The 19,634-nt window shown below is 35.7% G+C and carries 16 protein-coding genes and 3 rRNA genes; all 19 read right to left on the bottom strand.

Features of this window, described 5'->3' with window-relative positions; translation table 11 throughout:
* Positions 1-255: 255 nt before the first annotated feature.
* The gene (locus ML436_02325; GenBank protein ID UMT78596.1) at positions 256-519 is read right to left on the bottom strand and encodes a Veg family protein; all 264 of its coding nucleotides are present in this window, start codon (positions 517-519) and stop codon (positions 256-258) included.
* A 99-nt stretch (positions 520-618) separates the two neighbouring features.
* On the bottom strand, positions 619-1,530 hold the full coding sequence (gene rsmA, locus ML436_02320; GenBank protein ID UMT78595.1) for a 16S rRNA (adenine(1518)-N(6)/adenine(1519)-N(6))-dimethyltransferase RsmA: 912 nt from the start codon (positions 1,528-1,530) through the stop codon (positions 619-621).
* A complete protein-coding gene (rnmV, locus tag ML436_02315; protein ID UMT78594.1) occupies positions 1,523-2,059 on the bottom strand; it encodes a ribonuclease M5 in 537 nt (178 codons plus the stop codon). The genes rsmA and rnmV overlap by 8 nt, the downstream gene beginning before the upstream one ends.
* Before the next feature lie 168 nt (positions 2,060-2,227).
* Entirely contained in the window at positions 2,228-3,001 is a 774-nt protein-coding gene (locus tag ML436_02310; protein UMT78593.1) for a TatD family hydrolase, read from the bottom strand.
* A gap of 28 nt (positions 3,002-3,029) precedes the next feature.
* Complete coding sequence (metG, locus tag ML436_02305; protein UMT78592.1) at positions 3,030-5,003, bottom strand: methionine--tRNA ligase; 1,974 nt, start codon at positions 5,001-5,003, stop codon at positions 3,030-3,032.
* Positions 5,004-5,286: 283 nt separating this feature from the next.
* Positions 5,287-6,126 carry a 16S rRNA (cytidine(1402)-2'-O)-methyltransferase gene (gene rsmI, locus ML436_02300; GenBank protein ID UMT78591.1) on the bottom strand — a complete coding sequence of 280 codons (840 nt, stop codon included), beginning with the start codon at positions 6,124-6,126 and terminating at the stop codon, positions 5,287-5,289.
* Position 6,127: 1 nt separating this feature from the next.
* Positions 6,128-6,376, bottom strand: coding sequence for a GIY-YIG nuclease family protein (locus ML436_02295; protein ID UMT78590.1), 249 nt, complete (start codon positions 6,374-6,376; stop codon positions 6,128-6,130).
* The gene (locus ML436_02290) at positions 6,369-7,094 is read right to left on the bottom strand and encodes a tRNA1(Val) (adenine(37)-N6)-methyltransferase (protein UMT78589.1); all 726 of its coding nucleotides are present in this window, start codon (positions 7,092-7,094) and stop codon (positions 6,369-6,371) included. The genes ML436_02295 and ML436_02290 overlap by 8 nt, the downstream gene beginning before the upstream one ends.
* A gap of 283 nt (positions 7,095-7,377) precedes the next feature.
* Entirely contained in the window at positions 7,378-7,725 is a 348-nt protein-coding gene (gene yabA / locus ML436_02285; protein ID UMT78588.1) for a DNA replication initiation control protein YabA, read from the bottom strand.
* Positions 7,726-7,741: 16 nt separating this feature from the next.
* Positions 7,742-8,545: a stage 0 sporulation family protein gene (locus ML436_02280; protein ID UMT78587.1), complete on the bottom strand. Its 804-nt coding sequence runs from the start codon at positions 8,543-8,545 to the stop codon at positions 7,742-7,744.
* Complete coding sequence (locus tag ML436_02275) at positions 8,546-9,472, bottom strand: DNA polymerase III subunit delta' (GenBank protein ID UMT78586.1); 927 nt, start codon at positions 9,470-9,472, stop codon at positions 8,546-8,548.
* A 214-nt stretch (positions 9,473-9,686) separates the two neighbouring features.
* Positions 9,687-10,016 (bottom strand): cyclic-di-AMP receptor, encoded by a 330-nt coding sequence (locus ML436_02270; GenBank protein UMT78585.1) that lies wholly within the window; start codon positions 10,014-10,016, stop codon positions 9,687-9,689.
* A 27-nt stretch (positions 10,017-10,043) separates the two neighbouring features.
* Positions 10,044-10,661 carry a dTMP kinase gene (tmk, locus tag ML436_02265; protein UMT78584.1) on the bottom strand — a complete coding sequence of 206 codons (618 nt, stop codon included), beginning with the start codon at positions 10,659-10,661 and terminating at the stop codon, positions 10,044-10,046.
* 1 nt (position 10,662) lies between these two features.
* On the bottom strand, positions 10,663-12,000 hold the full coding sequence (locus ML436_02260) for an aminotransferase class V-fold PLP-dependent enzyme (protein UMT78583.1): 1,338 nt from the start codon (positions 11,998-12,000) through the stop codon (positions 10,663-10,665).
* 442 nt (positions 12,001-12,442) lie between these two features.
* Positions 12,443-13,063 carry a hypothetical protein gene (locus ML436_02255; GenBank protein UMT78582.1) on the bottom strand — a complete coding sequence of 207 codons (621 nt, stop codon included), beginning with the start codon at positions 13,061-13,063 and terminating at the stop codon, positions 12,443-12,445.
* Between the two features lie 144 nt (positions 13,064-13,207).
* A 5S ribosomal RNA gene (gene rrf / locus ML436_02250) occupies positions 13,208-13,322 on the bottom strand.
* Between the two features lie 72 nt (positions 13,323-13,394).
* Positions 13,395-16,317: ribosomal RNA gene (locus ML436_02245) — 23S ribosomal RNA — on the bottom strand.
* 303 nt (positions 16,318-16,620) lie between these two features.
* A 16S ribosomal RNA gene (locus tag ML436_02240) occupies positions 16,621-18,171 on the bottom strand.
* The 16S, 23S and 5S rRNA genes sit together here, the layout of an rRNA operon.
* 865 nt (positions 18,172-19,036) lie before the next feature.
* A complete protein-coding gene (recR, locus tag ML436_02235) occupies positions 19,037-19,633 on the bottom strand; it encodes a recombination mediator RecR (protein ID UMT78581.1) in 597 nt (198 codons plus the stop codon).
* Between the last annotated feature and the right edge of the window lies 1 nt (position 19,634).

Raw genomic sequence — 19,634 nt, 5'->3', positions numbered from 1 at the left:
TAATATTTGACATTTTAATTTGTTTTTTAGTGTTTTTTTAATAAAAAAGTAATTTTTTCCATCTAATCACTTAATATTTACTTGTATTTTTATGTGTAAATACATTATCCATTTGCTGAAAAACTATAAGCGAAACACAGACATAAACGTGTCGTAAACAAAAAGAGTATTGAACATAATGCCCAACACTCAAATAATTATCATATTATTTACTTCTTATACTTAAGAAACGTTTAACATCTCTATGTGTCTTATTTAGTGTGCAATTGATTCGTGATGATTATCCTCTTCAAATGAAACTTGAACATTTTCAGTCAACACATCAGTGTATGTATACGATACTCTCTCAAAATTGTGTTTATCTTGATCTAACTCAACAATGAAAACTGACGGATATGTTTCTTTTAAAATTCCAGAACGTTTTATTGTTTTCTTACGGCCTCCATTGGCTTTCAGTACAATACGATTTCCTACATGACAATCAATAGAATTTTTGATGTCCAAAATTGATTTTGGCATATTGCTCCACCTCGCTACAAGTTACATAATACCATATTTGCAGCGTTTTCGTCAAATAAAATTTAAATTTTATCAATAGTGGTTTGCTTTGTCAATCATTTAAATTTCTAATTGAGGGAATTTTTTCTTTTCTTCATACAATTTAGCAAAATCTTGAATAGTTAATGTTTCACCACGTCGCCTTGGATCAATTCCCGCTTGTTCTAACCATTGTAAAATTACTTCTTTATGTTGTTTACCATCTTTAAAGAAATTCTGATAGTTATTGTTAATCGTCTTTCTTCTTTGAGCAAATGCCGCTTTCGCCAATTTAAAAAATGCTTCTTCATTATCAATTTTCACTAGTGGTTCTTTTCTTTGCATCAATTTTACAACAATTGAATCTACGTTTGGTGGTGGCATAAATACAGATTTAGGTACAGTTAATACTTTGCTTGTTTCAGTGTAGTATTGAACAACAATTGATAAAGAGCCATATGCCTTTGATCCTACTTCAGCATTTAAACGTTCACCTACTTCTTTTTGCATCATTACTACATAACCATCAATAGGTATATCTTGTTGCATCAAATTTAAAAGTATCGGCGTTGTAATGTAATACGGTAGATTCGCGACAACCATTATTTTTTCGCAGTCTTGTAAGTGGTTTTCAACTGCTTCTTTAATATTTGCTTTTAAAATATCTTCGTTAATCACTGTCACGTTATCATATGCTGATAAAGTGTCCTTGAGTACAGGTATTAAGCGTTGGTCTATTTCAAATGCCAATACTTTTTTAGCGTGTTTCGCCAACTGTTCAGTTAATGACCCCATACCAGGTCCAATTTCAATAACACCAGTACGTTCATCAATATTACTTGCATCGATAATATTATTTATAATATTAACGTCTATTAAAAAGTTCTGACCTAAACTTTTCTTAAAATTAAATCCATATTTATCTAATAATGCTCGTGTTCGAGATGGCGTTGCAATATCTTTATTATCCAACTGATTCACTTCCTTATTCATCTTTTAAAGCTTGCCTTACATCTGTTTCCGTATAACCAAAAGCATTTAACTTCTTCAATAATTGCTTTCCGTTTGAGTGACCAATTCTTAATTTCCTACTTAAAATTTCACGACGACGTCTAGCATCTTTGCCGACAATTAGCCCTAACTCTATTAACACGGTTTTATCAATTGACTCATATGCTTCTTCAAATGGTGAACTCACATGCATTAACGCTTCTTTTATATCTTCTAATTCAGCATGTTCAACACCGATTTTTCCTTTTTTATTTTTAGCTTTGTCTCTATCAATATATGCGTGTTTAACACCTTTTACATGCTCCGTAATTGTACTTCTAATTTTATCTCCAGGAAAATCTGGATCTGTCAGTACAATGACACCACGACTTTGTTGTGCATTTCTAATTACTTCCAAAGTTTGCTCATTGATTGCACTGCCATTTGTTTCAATCGTATCACATTCTACAGCTCGTTTAACACGTTCAGTATCATCTCGACCTTCTACAACAATAAACTCATTGATTTTCATTTAAAACGCCTTTCTCTACAATAAAGTTTTTAATACTAAAAACTAGCTTTTTTCAATCTATTCAACTGCTGTAATATTTTAATTTAAAAAAGCGAGAAAGAACCATAGCATATTTAACGAACATAATATCGTATCATTTAATGGCGATGTTCTTTCCCACTTTTAACTTTATGAATTTAAATTAAATAACTTTTCAGCATTTTTTGTAGTTTGTACACACACTTCTTCATAAGATAAACCTTTTAATTCAGCAATTTGTTCAGCTACCAATGTCACTCTTGCCGGCTCATTTCGCTTACCTCTATATGGATGTGGTGATAAATATGGTGCATCAGTTTCTACCAGCAATCGATCTAATTGCACATGTTTCGCAACTTCTTTAGGTTGCTTTGCATTTTTAAATGTCACAGGTCCCCCTAATGAAATATAAAAATTCAATTTATTAATAACAACATCTGCAATTTCTGGAGAACCACTGAAACTGTGCATTATACCACCTACTTCTTCAGCATGCTCTTCCAGTAAGATATCGATACAATCTTGTGTCGCTTCACGATTATGAATGATAATTGGTAATTTCAAACGCTTTGCTAATGCAATTTGTTTTCTAAAAACTTCTTTTTGAACATCAGCAGGAGATTTATCCCAATGATAATCTAATCCCATCTCACCAAGTCCAATCACTTTTGGATGTTTGGCTAACGATTCAATCCAATCTAGTCGCTCTTCTGTAAAATCAATTGCATCAACAGGATGCCAACCAATAATTGCGTATAGGAAATCATACTCATCGATTAAGTTCATCGCACGTTCGATTGTCGGTGTATTAAAACCGACTACAAACATACGATCGACACCTGCTTCTTTAGCACGTGTAATCACTTCACTTAAATCTTCATCGTATTGTTCATCATTTAAATGGACATGTGTATCGATTAACATAATTATCTCTCCTAATTTAAAAATACTGTTATTTAATCACTGCACCATTTGGAATCGCACTTGGTAAACTCACTAAAGTTAGAACACCATCTTTTTCAGCAGATAAAATCATACCTTCAGACTTTTGACCCATCAATTTAGCAGGTTTTAAGTTTGTAACGACAGCTACTTTCTTACCAATAATATCATCTGGCGTATAAAATTTCGCGATTCCTGATACGATTTGTCTTTGTTCAGAATCTAAATCCACTTGTATTTTTAATAATTTATCTGATTTTTTAACATGCTCAGCATCGATAATCGTAGCAGCCTTAATTTCAACTTTATTGAAGTCTTTGATATCAATTTCTGTCTTGCTAGGAACTTCTTCTTTTTCCTCTTTAGCAGCAGGTGGTTGCATTGATTCTTTAATATACGCGATTTCTGCTTCGCTATCTAACCTTGGGAAAATAGGTCTTGGTTGACCAGTTACCATTATAGGTTCAGTTAACACACCATATTGTTCTAAGCTATCCAATTCCATAAATTGTGGATTATTAATGTTTAACTGTTCAAAAATTTCTTTTGGTGCATGTGTTAAAAATGGACGTAATAACACTGCTGCAAATCGAATATTTTCAACTAAATGCGCCATAACATTGCCTAACATATCTTTTTGATTCTCATCTTTAGCTAATACCCACGGTGTTGTTTCATCGATATATTTATTTGTTCTACTAATGAACTTCCATACCGTAGATAATGCCACTGAAAATTGTAAACTTTCCATACTTTCTGTATAGCTTTTTACAGTTTCTAAAGCCATAGCTTCCATTTCTTCATCTAATTCATGACGTGGACCTTGGTATGCAGGTAATTCACCATCAAAGTATTTATTAATCATTGAAATCGTACGGTTTACTAAGTTACCTAAGTCATTAGCTAGGTCGAAGTTTGTACGTTCCACAAATGCTTCAGGTGTAAATACGCCATCTGAACCAAATGGTAGTTCACGCATTAAATAATAACGTGCAGCATCCAGACCATAACGATCAATTAAAATGTTAGGATCTACAACATTGCCTTTAGACTTACTCATTTTGCCATCTTTCATCAAAATCCAACCATGTGCAAAGACTTTTTTAGGTAACGGTAAGTCTAATGCCATTAATAAAATTGGCCAAATAATTGAATGGAATCGCACAATTTCCTTAGCCATTAAATGAATATCTGCTGGCCAGTATTTGTTAAATAATGACTCATCATCTGATAAATATCCTAATGCTGAAATGTAGTTAACTAATGCATCAATCCATACATATACAACGTGCTTAGGATTAGACGGAACATGGACACCCCAGTTGAATGATGTACGAGAAACAGCCAAATCAGCAAGTCCTGGTTTAATGAAGTTGTTAATCATTTCATTTTTTCTTGATGGCGGTTGAATGAAATCAGGGTTTTGATCATAGAATTCCAATAAACGATCAGTATATTTACTAATATTGAAGAAATAACTTTCTTCTTTAACTAGTTCAACCTCGTGTCCTGAATCAGGGCTTTTACCACCAATAATCTTACCGTTCTCGTATTGTGGGTCTACTAATTGCGACTCTGTATAGTATGTTTCATCCGGAACAGAATACCAACCTTCATATTCACCTAAGTAGATATCACCTTGCTTTAATAAACGTTCAAATACTTGTTCAACAACATGTTTATGACGTTCTTCAGTAGTTCTAATAAAATCATCATTTGAAATTTCAAGTTTTGCCCAAAGCTGTTTAATTCCAGCAATCATTTCATCTAAATATTCAATTTCAGTTTTCCCAGCTTTTTGTGCTTTTTCTTGAATTTTTTGACCATGTTCATCTGTACCTGTTAAGTAACGAACATCATACCCTTGCATTCTTTTATATCTTGCAATAACATCTCCAGCAACAGTAGAATATGCATGTCCTATATGTAAATTCCCACTAGGATAATAAATTGGGGTTGTTATATAAAATGTTTCTTTCGCCATAACTGTTCCTCCTCGTAATGTTTCACTTCAAATAATATCTAAGATTTTCAAGCATTTCAATGGACGTGGTCATATATCTTACTGTCCCATTTTTATTTTGCTCATTGTTTTATTATTTATTGCTATCAATGTATTTATTTTACATTAAAAATCGACGATGTCATTATTTTTTTTATCATAGTTAACATCATTTTATTAGTAGCAAATCAAATTGTTATCTTACTATTTAAAATTATAACTTTCGTTATTTGTTAACGTAAAATTTAGTCCATCAATAACTTGGTTAACTTATTTGATGATAAATATTATAAACTTCATTGGTTTTAAGTTGTCGTTCTTCTGCAACTTTCTTGATTGCCTGTTTAGGTTTCATCTGTTTAGTTTCAATATAATGTTCAACATGCTCTACAATAGACAAATCATCAAACCAAGACGTTTCAACATTTGCTTTCGCACCTTCAATTAAGATAACAAACTCACCTTTTAACGGAACGTCACCTTGTTGAATGAGTGCTATCATTTGTGTTACATCATTCGTGACTATTTGTTCAAACTTCTTAGTTAACTCTCGTCCCAAAGATACTTGTCTCGTGCCATCTATCTTTGCAATTGTTTTTAAAGTATCTGTTACACGATGTGGTGATTCATATAATATAAGCGTGCTATTTTCATACATGCGTTGTTCTAGTACAACAGTTTTTTCTTTTTCTTTTCTAGGTAAAAATCCTAAAAATGTATAAACATAAGAAGGTATTCCACTAGCCATCAAAGCAGTTAAACCTGCGTTCGGTCCAGGTACAGTTTCCACTTTAATATTAGCTTTTCTAGCTGCAACAACTAATTCATATCCTGGATCACTAATCAATGGCAATCCTGCATCTGATACAAGTGCAACATTTAGTCCAGATTGTAATTGTTCAATAATAAAAGTAGTCTGCTTATCCTTATTATGCTCATGGTATGACTTTAATGGTGTTGAGATATCATAATGATTGCATAATTTACTTGTTACACGCGTATCTTCACAGGCAATCATATCGACATGATGTAGTACATCGACTGCTCGATAAGTTATATCTGCCAAATTTCCAATGGGCGTTCCCACTAAATATAATACAGCCATGCTATCGCTCCTTAATCAATCGCAATTTCTTTTGTCTAGAATACGTTTTAATTTCATATTCACGCTTCAATGCTTCAGACTTTGTCTCATACGTTTCTTGATAAACTAACTGTACCGGCCGTCTTATTTTTGTATATTTAGCACCTTGACCGCGATTATGTTTTTCAATCCGCGCATTTACGTCTTTAGCATATCCTGTATATAAGCTACCATCACTACATTTTACTATATATACAAAGTGACTATCCATAATATACTTCCTTCATTTCGTTGCTATATTTTCCACTTTCATCATAAATATAAAACGGGGGCATAATTTCTAATCCTTGATTACCACCTTTACGACCTTCAACAACTATCGTGTGTGCTGACTTGCCTACCTTACTATATATAAAGACTACTTTCTTAGGTTCGATATTTACTTTTCTCATTTCAAATAAGACATCCATCAGTCTATCCGCACGATGTACCATATTTAGCCTGCCACCTTCTTTTAATAAATGACGTGCTGCAATCATACAATCTTCAAGTGTACACATAATTTCATGTCTAGCGATTTTGTGAGCCTCTATTTGATGTTGATGCTGCTGATTCTCTTTAAAATACGGAGGATTACATGTTACCAAAGTATATTGTGAAGGTTTAAATATTTTTGTGATATTTTTCAAGTCCATATGATGCATCATTAAATAGTCGTCAACCTCGTTAAATTGGAACGTGCGTCGTGCCATATCTACGAGAGTTTCTTGAATTTCGACACCTTCTATTCGATGGTGATGTTTTGCGAATAATAGTAAAGGTATTACGCCGTTACCAGAACATAAATCTAGTACTTTATCTTTTGCTCTTGGATTTGTAAAATGTCCCAATAATAATGCATCTGTAGAAAATGAAAATACATCGTCATTTTGAATAATACTAAAATTTTCTTTGATTAGTTGATCAAATCGTTCATTTTGTTTTAACATTTTTAACTCCTATGAAAATGTGCTTCTTTATGAAATACGTAAAATTCTAAATTTAATAGTGTTTACACATCGCATACCTATTTTAAATACTTTCAAATTATGCCTTACACATTAACAAACCTTATTATATTGCATGTTCACTAAATATGAAAAACTTATTTTTAAGTAATAACTCATAACATTATGTGAAACTAATACATAAGTAAAGTCTGAAACACATACTGTCTCAGACTTAGCATAACTTTATTTATTCATTATTATAACACTATTTGTGATTGAATGATTAGTCACTTAAAACTTCTAAACAAAACAAACAATCTTCACCATGTCTATGTTTTCCAAAAAGCTCACCTTTACAGATATGAAAACCTTCACCATATAATATTGCTAAATTATCTTTACTTGGTAATGGTTTTTTAACCTCTTTTGTAGGCATGGGATTTATTGTGTCTTGAATACTCGGCTCATCATTCCCTAACACTTTTTTCAAATTATCGTTTTCAATTTGTAGAGCCACATTTTCTTCAACAAGTTCAACAGCAAGTGTTTTTAACTCTGATGTTTCTTTTGAAAGTTGATTGACATTCATTTCTAAACGCATTATTTTTTCAAATATCTCATTGCGATCCAAATGTAATAATGCCTCCTTAATGCATAGTTTCTATTTCTTCTAATTTATATTCAAGTGGCTGTTCATGACCTTCAAGCTTCACTTGCATGGATATGTCTAATATATTTAATGCAACAACTTTCCCGCTACCATCTGGCGTTTCAATTGCTTCACCAATATCTGGTAATTGTGCACGTACTTCTTCATAGTAATCATTTTCATATTTCAGACAACACATTAAACGTCCACAGGCTCCAGAAATTTTAGTTGGATTTAAGGATAGATTTTGATCTTTGGCCATTTTAATTGATACAGGTTCAAAGTCACCTAAAAATGTTGAACAACATAATGAACGACCACATGGACCAATACCCCCAAGTAATTTGGCCTCATCCCTAACGCCAATCTGTCTAAGTTCAATGCGTGTTTTCAAATGCTGAGCTAATATTTTAACTAGCTTTCTAAAATCTATACGATCGTCAGCAGTAAAATTAAATATAACTTTTGATTTGTCTAATGTATATTCACAGTTGACTAACCTCATATCCAAGCCTTGTTCTCTTACAATATCCTTACATAATACTAATGCATTTTCAGCATCTTGCTCATTACAATAATATTTTTCAATATCATTTTCATCAGCAATACGAATAATACTTTTAAGAGGTAAACAAATATCTTCCTCTGCAATATCTATCATTGGATTTTTAACGATACCTATCTCTATGCCTCTTTTAGATTCTACGACAACCCAGTCATCTAAATCTATCTGTATATCACTAGGTGTATAATATTCTAATTTCCCCGCTTTTTGGAACTGAACACCTATTACATTTGGCATCTAACTCACACCCTTAATTACGATTTGTTCAAATACTAGCGTTGGATTAACATTTTGATTCAGTTTCTTATGTGCGTCTGTAAGTTGATCAAACATTAAAATCAATTGATTAAATGTTAATTTTTGCGCATACTGATTAATGTCACTTATCAAATCGCTGTATATTCGTTTATCATCTACATTGACCTTTGTATGTATGATATCTTCAAAGAATCCATTAACTGCTGCAATCGTTAAAGTTTGCAGTTTTTTATTTTTAGCCTGTTTCAATAAATCAATAATCCCAATCATTGCCATTGGTTTATTAGTAAGCAATAATTCACACCATCGTATAATTGTTTTTCTTAAAGCTAATAAATCAAATTCTTCGTTTAAAGCCATTGCATTATCTATTTGTGTTGTATACGTACTTATCATTTCAGCTACTGGCTTAGCAATGTCCTGTTCAACCAACCTATTTACAAACTGTTCTTTATCAATAGGTTTGAAATAAACATGCTGACATCTTGAATGAATTGTATCTAATATTTGTTCGGGCTTGGTAGACAATAAAATAGCAATCGTATTGTCCGGTGGCTCTTCGAGAAATTTTAATATACTGTTTTCCCCTTGAACAGTTAACTTTTCAAAATCTTCGATAATATACACTTTATATTTACTTTCTATAGGAAGTTGATTCATATGGCGCACAAGCTGTTCAATTTGTTCTTTCTTAATTGAGCTGTCATTAGTTGATATATACATAAAGTCTGGATGATTATATGTACTAACCTTTATTTCGCATTGATTATCTGTTTGACATAAAATGAGTTTTGCAAAATTAATCGCAACTTGTTTCATCGTTTGTGCGTCATCACCTTCAAATAAATAGGCATGCGATAATTTATTTGAATGATATGCATTTGTCAATTGTTGCTGTTCATCCATTTATTACAAACTCCCTTTTACTTTTATATAAAAAGGTTGCCAAAGAGCAACTAATTACTGCAACAATAGCAACTATGATTCGTGAAGCACTTTACAACCACGTATAATCATATCTATTTGCATCAGAACTAGTCGCAGTCAAGCAACCCAAAATTGTTAATAACTTATTAATACATTGTTTTAAGTATTTCAAATTGATGATTGTATTATAGAATTAAAATTGATGGAATGCGTCAACTGGCATAACAAATACAGTAGCACCGCCAACTTCAACTTCAACTGGATATGGAATATACGAATCCGCACTTCCTCCCATAGGTGTAATAGGTGAAACCAACTGTTCTCTATTACCACACGTATTATTAATAACAGTTAATATTTCATCTACGCGGTCATCGTTGACACCACATAAGAAAGTCGTATTACCTGCTCTTAAAAATCCACCTGTCGTTGCCAATTTTGTTGCTCTAAAGTTATTTTTAACGAGTTGATCTGCAAGTTCCTGACTATCTTGATCTTGTACGATCGCTATAATCATTTTCATTTTATAACACCTCTTCTAGCAATTATATCATATCTTTTCTAAATATTTGATGATAGTTTGATACGTGTCCTCAACAACATTTTCAAGAGGTTGATCTGCATTAACGCTTTTGAACCGTTGTGATTCATTATGAATGATTTCTTGGTAACCTTCAATTACTTTTTCATGAAACTTCAAATCTTCTTGATCTAATCTATTTTGATTTCTTGAATTTTTAATTATACGTTCACGACCTACCTCAGCGCTTACATTTAAATAAATCGTTAAATCGGGATACAAACCATTAATTGCAAACTCATTAATTGACTTTACTTCATCAACGCCAATACCTCTAGCATAACCTTGATAAGCTAATGAACTATCAATATAACGATCACATAATACAATCTTTCCTTCGTTTAATGCAGGTATGACTTTTAATACAAGGTGTTCCCTTCTAGAAGCAGCGAATAGCAAAGCTTCTGTTCTAATATCCATGTCATTACCCTCTAAGAGAATTTTACGTATTTCTTCGCCAGTAGGTACACCACCTGGTTCTCTTGTCATAATGACATCATAATCTTTTACTAATCTATGATAAACTTCATTAATTACTGTCGTTTTTCCTGAGCCTTCTGGGCCTTCAAAAGTTATAAAAGCTGACATTTTATTCATCCTCAACTAAAATTTTATTATTATTAATTCCTTCAACTATTATTCCAGTTTCCAGATATTCATTCATCAATTTTATCATATTTTTTGTTATACTTTCCCCTTTAAAAATAATAGGTACACCTGGAGGATACGGAACGATATGTCGTGCCAGAACTTTACCTTGTGCATTTTGTAATGCACACCAAGTTGTATGTTCAAAATGCTTCGGAGTGTAGTTTCCTTCAATTGTTAGTAACTTTGTTTGTTTAATATTAGAAAATTTCTTTTCTGGTAAAACCATTTCGTCAATCTTATGTAAAAGCGTATCAAATAAGAAAGTATCTCCTTCATGCCACAATGGTAGTATTGCTAAAGCTTGATAGTCGTCTGCTAACTCAAAATAAATATGATTATTCATAAACCATTCTTGAATATCATGTCCTGTAAATCCTTCATATTTTATTAGTAATTTCAATGGATCATCCACTTGAATAATTTCAAAACCTTTATTTTCCAAACATTCGATTAATTGCACTCTCTTTTTAAAAAATACGGTACTATCATATGTTTTGTAAAACTGAGCAGCTGACTCTAAACTAGTCATAATCAAATATGAAGGGCTAGATGTTTGGAAGTAGCTTAAATATTCTATAATATTTTCTCTATAAGGTGCATCTTTATGAATATAAAGTACCGATCCCATAGTTAAAGCTGGTAATGTCTTATGAAACGATTGAATAACATAGTCAGCTTGATAATTTAGTGTAGAATCTGGAAATCCCTGCAATCCAAAGTGCGCCCCATGCGCCTCATCAATGAGTACAGGAATGTCTAACTGGTGTAAAGATTTGATAACCTCTTCAACATTAAATGTTTCACCGTAATAATTTGGATAAGTCAATACAGCAAGTTTGTGACCATCATTATTCAAACTGCTTAAACTAACTTTATTATAATGATTCGTTAACAAACTTTGATGCGTTTCAATAAAATGGCCTTCTTGTTGGCTAATATCGAGAGCATGTAATACAGATTTATGTATATTTCTCGCCAATAAAATATCGCCTTTTTTCTGTGAAAAAGCCTGGATGACAGATAATATTCCTGAAGTCGTACCATTCACTAAGAAATAAGCATCATAATCTGAATGTTTCTCCGCTTGTTTCATACTTTCCAAAATGACTTCTTCAGGATGATGTAAATCATCTAATCCAGGTATTTCAGTTTTATCCATTGTAATTGATAATTGAGATAAATGACCGATAGTCATATTTTTGTGACCTGGAACATGCAAAGAAATTGCTTCTTCCTGATTAAATTGCTTTAGTTTATTTAAAATAGGTTGCTTCATTTATAAACGCTTCCTTTAAAGTGCTATGATATTGAACTAGATACTTATGAAAGTATTAATTATATAGTAACACTTCTTTGACAAAAGTTAGTGTTACTTATACAATAGCTTGTCTATTGTATAATAATTAATTGCCTTTTTGTATTTCAATTTAAGGTATATTAGATATAACATCTAAAAAAACAGCAGTAAGATGATTTATGATTAAAAACTATCTTACTGCTGTTCATTTTTTTATAATACATCTGAATGTCTTCACTTATACTTCTAGTCACAGATTTAAACAATCAAAAGTGCCCAATATTAAAATATCAATTTCACACTCAAGAAATTAAAAATAAGTAGGATAATAATTAAATTTCCTTTATAAGGTAAAGTTGCGCTCAAATTTGTTAAACACTTCGAATAACTTGCAACTCAATTTAACGAACCCAAAATAAAATTATTTAATTAAGTGGTCCATATCTCTGATTATGTTGTTTCTAATTTCTATAATTCTTTTTATCGCTTCTTCGTACCGTTTATTTTCCGGTCCCTCTACTTTTGTATTATATCGTTTTAACAAGTTTGCATTTAGAGTTATGTTTTCTTTTTTTTGGATTAATTTTTTTAAATCATTGTTTGTTATAATCTCTAATTTTTGTTTTTGAATTTCTGAAATTTTATCTCTTATTTCATTTAATTTATCGAATGTATTATCAATTTCTTTATTTATTTTTTCTGTATGCTTATCCAAGCTATCTGCTAGCGCAGAAGAAATAAGATATAGTCTACTTACTACATACATTCTATCCCTGAAGGTTTCATCGTCAATAAGCATTAGTAATCTTTCACTTTTCTTTTTAATATCCTTTTGCTTTTCTTTTTGATTTATATATATAGCATAACAAGCTACTAATATACTCCCTAAGCTCATAAACAAAGTTATAAAGCTGATTAGTAGTTGAGTCAAACTTTTATAATGAGATAAAAATCGTTCTGTATTTTCTAAAAAAAACACTAAACAATTGTCATTGTTCATTATTGATAAAGTTATTGTCCAGATTATTAATATTGATTTCATTTGTTTACCTCATTTTTTTCATAATAGCAAATTTAAAAAGAGATTTTAAATATTCTGAAAAAAATCACTTTTTATATTTACCTTTTCTTACTTTTTTACTTTGACATTTTTGGCATAAAAAAAGAGACCTTACGGTCTCAACTTGCCTGGCAACGTTCTACTCTAGCGGAACGTAAGTCCAACTACCATCGACGCTAAGGAGCTTAACTTCTGTGTTCGGCATGGGAACAGGTGTGACCTCCTTGCTATAGTCACCAGACATATGAATGTAGATTATACATTCAAAACTAGATAGTAAGTAAAAGTGATTTTGCTTCGCAAAACATTTAATTTGATTAAGTCTTCGATCGATTAGTATTCGTCAGCTCCACATGTCACCATGCTTCCACCTCGAACCTATTAACCTCATCATCTTTGAGGGATCTTATAACCGAAGTTGGGAAATCTCATCTTGAGGGGGGCTTCATGCTTAGATGCTTTCAGCACTTATCCCGTCCACACATAGCTACCCAGCTATGCCGTTGGCACGACAACTGGTACACCAGAGGTATGTCCATCCCGGTCCTCTCGTACTAAGGACAGCTCCTCTCAAATTTCCTACGCCCACGACGGATAGGGACCGAACTGTCTCACGACGTTCTGAACCCAGCTCGCGTACCGCTTTAATGGGCGAACAGCCCAACCCTTGGGACCGACTACAGCCCCAGGATGCGATGAGCCGACATCGAGGTGCCAAACCTCCCCGTCGATGTGAACTCTTGGGGGAGATAAGCCTGTTATCCCCGGGGTAGCTTTTATCCGTTGAGCGATGGCCCTTCCATGCGGAACCACCGGATCACTAAGTCCGTCTTTCGACCCTGCTCGACTTGTAGGTCTCGCAGTCAAGCTCCCTTATGCCTTTACACTCTATGAATGATTTCCAACCATTCTGAGGGAACCTTTGAGCGCCTCCGTTACCTTTTAGGAGGCGACCGCCCCAGTCAAACTGCCCGCCTGACACTGTCTCCCACCACGATAAGTGGTGCGGGTTAGAAAGCCAACACAGCTAGGGTAGTATCCCACCAGCGCCTCCACGTAAGCTAGCGCTCACGTTTCAAAGGCTCCTACCTATCCTGTACAAGCTGTGCCGAATTTCAATATCAGGCTACAGTAAAGCTCCACGGGGTCTTTCCGTCCTGTCGCGGGTAACCTGCATCTTCACAGGTACTATGATTTCACCGAGTCTCTCGTTGAGACAGTGCCCAAATCGTTACGCCTTTCGTGCGGGTCGGAACTTACCCGACAAGGAATTTCGCTACCTTAGGACCGTTATAGTTACGGCCGCCGTTTACTGGGGCTTCGATTCGTAGCTTCGCAGAAGCTAACCACTCCTCTTAACCTTCCAGCACCGGGCAGGCGTCAGCCCCTATACATCACCTTACGGTTTAGCAGAGACCTGTGTTTTTGATAAACAGTCGCTTGGGCCTATTCACTGCGGCTCTTCTGGGCGTTAACCCTAAAGAGCACCCCTTCTCCCGAAGTTACGGGGTCATTTTGCCGAGTTCCTTAACGAGAGTTCGCTCGCTCACCTTAGAATTCTCATCTTGACTACCTGTGTCGGTTTGCGGTACGGGCACCTATTTTCTATCTAGAGGCTTTTCTCGGCAGTGTGAAATCAACGACTCGAAGACACAATGTCTTCTCCCCATCACAGCTTAGCCTTAATGAGTACCGGATTTGCCTAATACTCAGCCTTACTGCTTAGACGTGCAATCCAATCGCACGCTTCGCCTATCCTACTGCGTCCCCCCATCGATTAAAACGATTATAGGTGGTACAGGAATATCAACCTGTTATCCATCGCCTACGCCTGTCGGCCTCAGCTTAGGACCCGACTAACCCAGAGCGGACGAGCCTTCCTCTGGAAACCTTAGTCAATCGGTGGACGGGATTCTCACCCGTCTTTCGCTACTCACACCGGCATTCTCACTTCTAAGCGCTCCACATGTCCTTGCGATCATGCTTCAACGCCCTTAGAACGCTCTCCTACCATTGTCCAAAGGACAATCCACAGCTTCGGTAATATGTTTAGCCCCGGTACATTTTCGGCGCAGTGTCACTCGACTAGTGAGCTATTACGCACTCTTTAAATGATGGTCGCTTCTAAGCCAACATCCTAGTTGTCTGGGCAACGCCACATCCTTTTCCACTTAACATATATTTTGGGACCTTAGCTGGTGGTCTGGGCTGTTTCCCTTTCGAACACGGACCTTATCACCCATGTTCTGACTCCCAAGTTAAATTAATTGGCATTCGGAGTTTGTCTGAATTCGGTAACCCGAGAAGGGCCCCTCGTCCAAACAGTGCTCTACCTCCAATAATCATCACTTGAGGCTAGCCCTAAAGCTATTTCGGAGAGAACCAGCTATCTCCAGGTTCGATTGGAATTTCTCCACTACCCTCAGTTCATCCGCTCACTTTTCAACGTAAGTCGGTTCGGTCCTCCATTCAGTGTTACCTGAACTTCAACCTGACCAAGGGTAGATCACCTGGTTTCGGGTCTACGACCAAATACTAAACGCCCTATTCAGACTCGCTTTCGCTACGGCTCCACATTTACTGCTTAACCTTGCATCAAATCGTAACTCGCCGGTTCATTCTACAAAAGGCACGCCATCACCCATTAACGGGCTCTGACTACTTGTAAGCACACGGTTTCAGGTTCTATTTCACTCCCCTTCCGGGGTGCTTTTCACCTTTCCCTCACGGTACTGGTTCACTATCGGTCACTAGAGAGTATTTAGCCTTAGGAGATGGTCCTCCCAGATTCCGACGGAATTTCACGTGCTCCGTCGTACTCAGGATCCACTCAAGAGAGACAATATTTTCGACTACAGGATTATTACCTTCTTTGATTCATCTTTCCAGATGATTCGTCTAATATCGTCCTTTGTAACTCCGTATAGAGTGTCCTACAACCCCAACAAGCAAGCTTGTTGGTTTGGGCTCTTCCCGTTTCGCTCGCCGCTACTAAGGGAATCGAATTTTCTTTCTCTTCCTCCGGGTACTAAGATGTTTCAGTTCTCCGGGTGTGCCTTCTGATATGCTATGTATTCACATATCGATAACATGACATAACTCATGCTGGGTTTCCCCATTCGGAAATCTCTGGATCAAAGCTTACTTACAGCTCCCCAAAGCATATCGTCGTTAGTAACGTCCTTCATCGGCTTCTAGTGCCAAGGCATCCACCGTGCGCCCTTAATAACTTAATCTATGTTTCCACCATTTTTATAAGTCAAACACTAGCATAAAGCTAAGTTCTTTTATAAAAAGATTTAAACGCGTTATTAATCTTGTGAGTGTTCTTTCGAACACTAGCGATTATTTCTTATGAATTCAAGCTTATTTAAAACTCTTTTTTTTCTTTTTTTTTTTTTTAAATATTTTTTTTTTTTTTTTTTTTTTTTTTTTTTTTTTAAAAAAAAAAAAAATTTTTAAAAAAACCTTCAAAAATAAATACAATATTTCCCGTTTTTCCCCATCTTCTTAAGAAGATGTTCCGAATATATCCTTAGAAAGGAGGTGATCCAGCCGCACCTTCCGATACGGCTACCTTGTTACGACTTCACCCCAATCATTTGTCCCACCTTCGACGGCTAGCTCCTAAAAGGTTACTCCACCGGCTTCGGGTGTTACAAACTCTCGTGGTGTGACGGGCGGTGTGTACAAGACCCGGGAACGTATTCACCGTAGCATGCTGATCTACGATTACTAGCGATTCCAGCTTCATGTAGTCGAGTTGCAGACTACAATCCGAACTGAGAACAACTTTATGGGATTTGCTTGACCTCACGGTTTCGCTGCCCTTTGTATTGTCCATTGTAGCACGTGTGTAGCCCAAATCATAAGGGGCATGATGATTTGACGTCATCCCCACCTTCCTCCGGTTTGTCACCGGCAGTCAACTTAGAGTGCCCAACTTAATGATGGCAACTAAGCTTAAGGGTTGCGCTCGTTGCGGGACTTAACCCAACATCTCACGACACGAGCTGACGACAACCATGCACCACCTGTCACTTTGTCCCCCGAAGGGGAAGGCTCTATCTCTAGAGTTGTCAAAGGATGTCAAGATTTGGTAAGGTTCTTCGCGTTGCTTCGAATTAAACCACATGCTCCACCGCTTGTGCGGGTCCCCGTCAATTCCTTTGAGTTTCAACCTTGCGGTCGTACTCCCCAGGCGGAGTGCTTAATGCGTTAGCTGCAGCACTAAGGGGCGGAAACCCCCTAACACTTAGCACTCATCGTTTACGGCGTGGACTACCAGGGTATCTAATCCTGTTTGATCCCCACGCTTTCGCACATCAGCGTCAGTTACAGACCAGAAAGTCGCCTTCGCCACTGGTGTTCCTCCATATCTCTGCGCATTTCACCGCTACACATGGAATTCCACTTTCCTCTTCTGCACTCAAGTTTTCCAGTTTCCAATGACCCTCCACGGTTGAGCCGTGGGCTTTCACATCAGACTTAAAAAACCGCCTACGCGCGCTTTACGCCCAATAATTCCGGATAACGCTTGCCACCTACGTATTACCGCGTACGCTGGCACGTAGTTAGCCGTGGCTTTCTGATTAGGTACCGTCAAGATGTGCACAGTTACTTACACATATGTTCTTCCCTAATAACAGAGTTTTACGATCCGAAGACCTTCATCACTCACGCGGCGTTGCTCCGTCAGGCTTTCGCCCATTGCGGAAGATTCCCTACTGCTGCCTCCCGTAGGAGTCTGGACCGTGTCTCAGTTCCAGTGTGGCCGATCACCCTCTCAGGTCGGCTATGCATCGTTGCCTTGGTAAGCCGTTACCTTACCAACTAGCTAATGCGCGCGGATCCATCTATAAGTGACAGCAAGACCGTCTTTCACTTTTGAACCATGCGGTTCAAAATATTATCCGGTATTAGCTCCGGTTTCCCGAAGTTATCCCAGTCTTATAGGTAGGTTATCCACGTGTTACTCACCCGTCCGCCGCTAACATCAGAGAAGCAAGCTTCTCGTCCGTTCGCTCGACTTGCATGTATTAGGCACGCCGCCAGCGTTCATCCTGAGCCAGGATCAAACTCTCCATAAAAAATTATGATGTTTGATTAGCTCATAAATACTAAATAATGTTTGTAACTTATAGTTACGTTTTTGGAATTAACGTTGACATATTGTCATTCAGTTTTCAATGTTCATTTTTCTTACCGACAAGAATTAATTATACATTTTATTAACATTTAAGTCAACAACTTTTTAAAATTAATTTTCGTTAGTAATTCAAGTTATTTCTTAAGTTGAGTTGTTTTGTTTGCCTCAACAAATAAATACTATACAGGCTTTCAAACTGCTTAACAACAGTAAAAATTACACCTTTACTATCTGTTCTGAACACTCTCGCCCTAAAATTCGAACTTAAAAAATACAGACTTATAAATAGTACGTTTTTTCAAAATCAATAAGCGGATATTTTATATAAAACCATAACAAAAACTCTGAAAAACTGAACTTTAATTTTTTACTGGAAATTAAAAATAAATTTACAGATTTTTAATAACGTCTCAAAACAGCGCTAAAACCGTTGATTTAATAAGTTTCAGACCTGAGAGGTACCACCACTAAACCATCATCTACCATTTCAATCACTAAAGAAATTCATTTACATTGTTATTAACTATCACTCGTATTAATCAAATTAATAACCCCAACGCACCACAATCGCAGACCTGCTTCCATCATCCAATTCACATCATTACTATTAGAAGTAACAAATCTCAACTAACGACTTTCTTTCTTAAGATGACCCACCCCGCCCCAGGAAAAATAGGTAAAACAATACTCTCGCCACACCACAAATAAAGTAGTCCAATACACACCTCAAAATAAAAAAGCCACAACAACTGCATTGTGACTTTTCCTACTATAGTATTAAATTCAAAATTATTTAATAGAAAGCATTACATTTCTGTTCTACCAGCAATCGCCTTAGATAGTGTTACTTCATCTGCGTATTCCAAATCTCCACCTACAGATAATCCTTGTGCTAATCTTGTTACTTTAATACCTATAGGTTTAACTAATCTAGAAATATACATCGCTGTCGATTCCCCTTCTAAGTTAGGGTTCATAGCTAAAATGAGCTCATTAACTTCATCACTTTTCAAGCGTTCAATTAATGAAGGAATATTAATGTCTTCTGGTCCAATCCCATCCATAGGAGAAATAGAACCATGTAATACATGATATAAACCTTTATACTCTCTCATTTTTTCCATTGCGATAACATCTTTATCATCTTCGACCACACAAATAACTGAACGATCTCTTTGCTTATCTTCACAAATATAACAAGGATCATTTTCAGTAATGTGACCACATACACTACAATATGTTAACTCTCGTTTAACATCCACTAAAGCTTTAGCAAATTGAACAACATCGTCCTCTTTCATATCTAAGGTATGAAAAGCCAGACGTTGGGCTGTCTTAGGACCAATGCCTGGCAATTTCATAAAGCTATCAATTAGTTTTGATATAGGTTCTGGATAATGCATC

The sequence above is a fragment of the Staphylococcus roterodami genome, from assembly GCA_022493055.1.
In the GTDB taxonomy this organism is placed as follows: Bacteria; Bacillota; Bacilli; order Staphylococcales; family Staphylococcaceae; genus Staphylococcus; species Staphylococcus singaporensis.
This window is presented reverse-complemented; position numbering and strand designations above follow the sequence as displayed.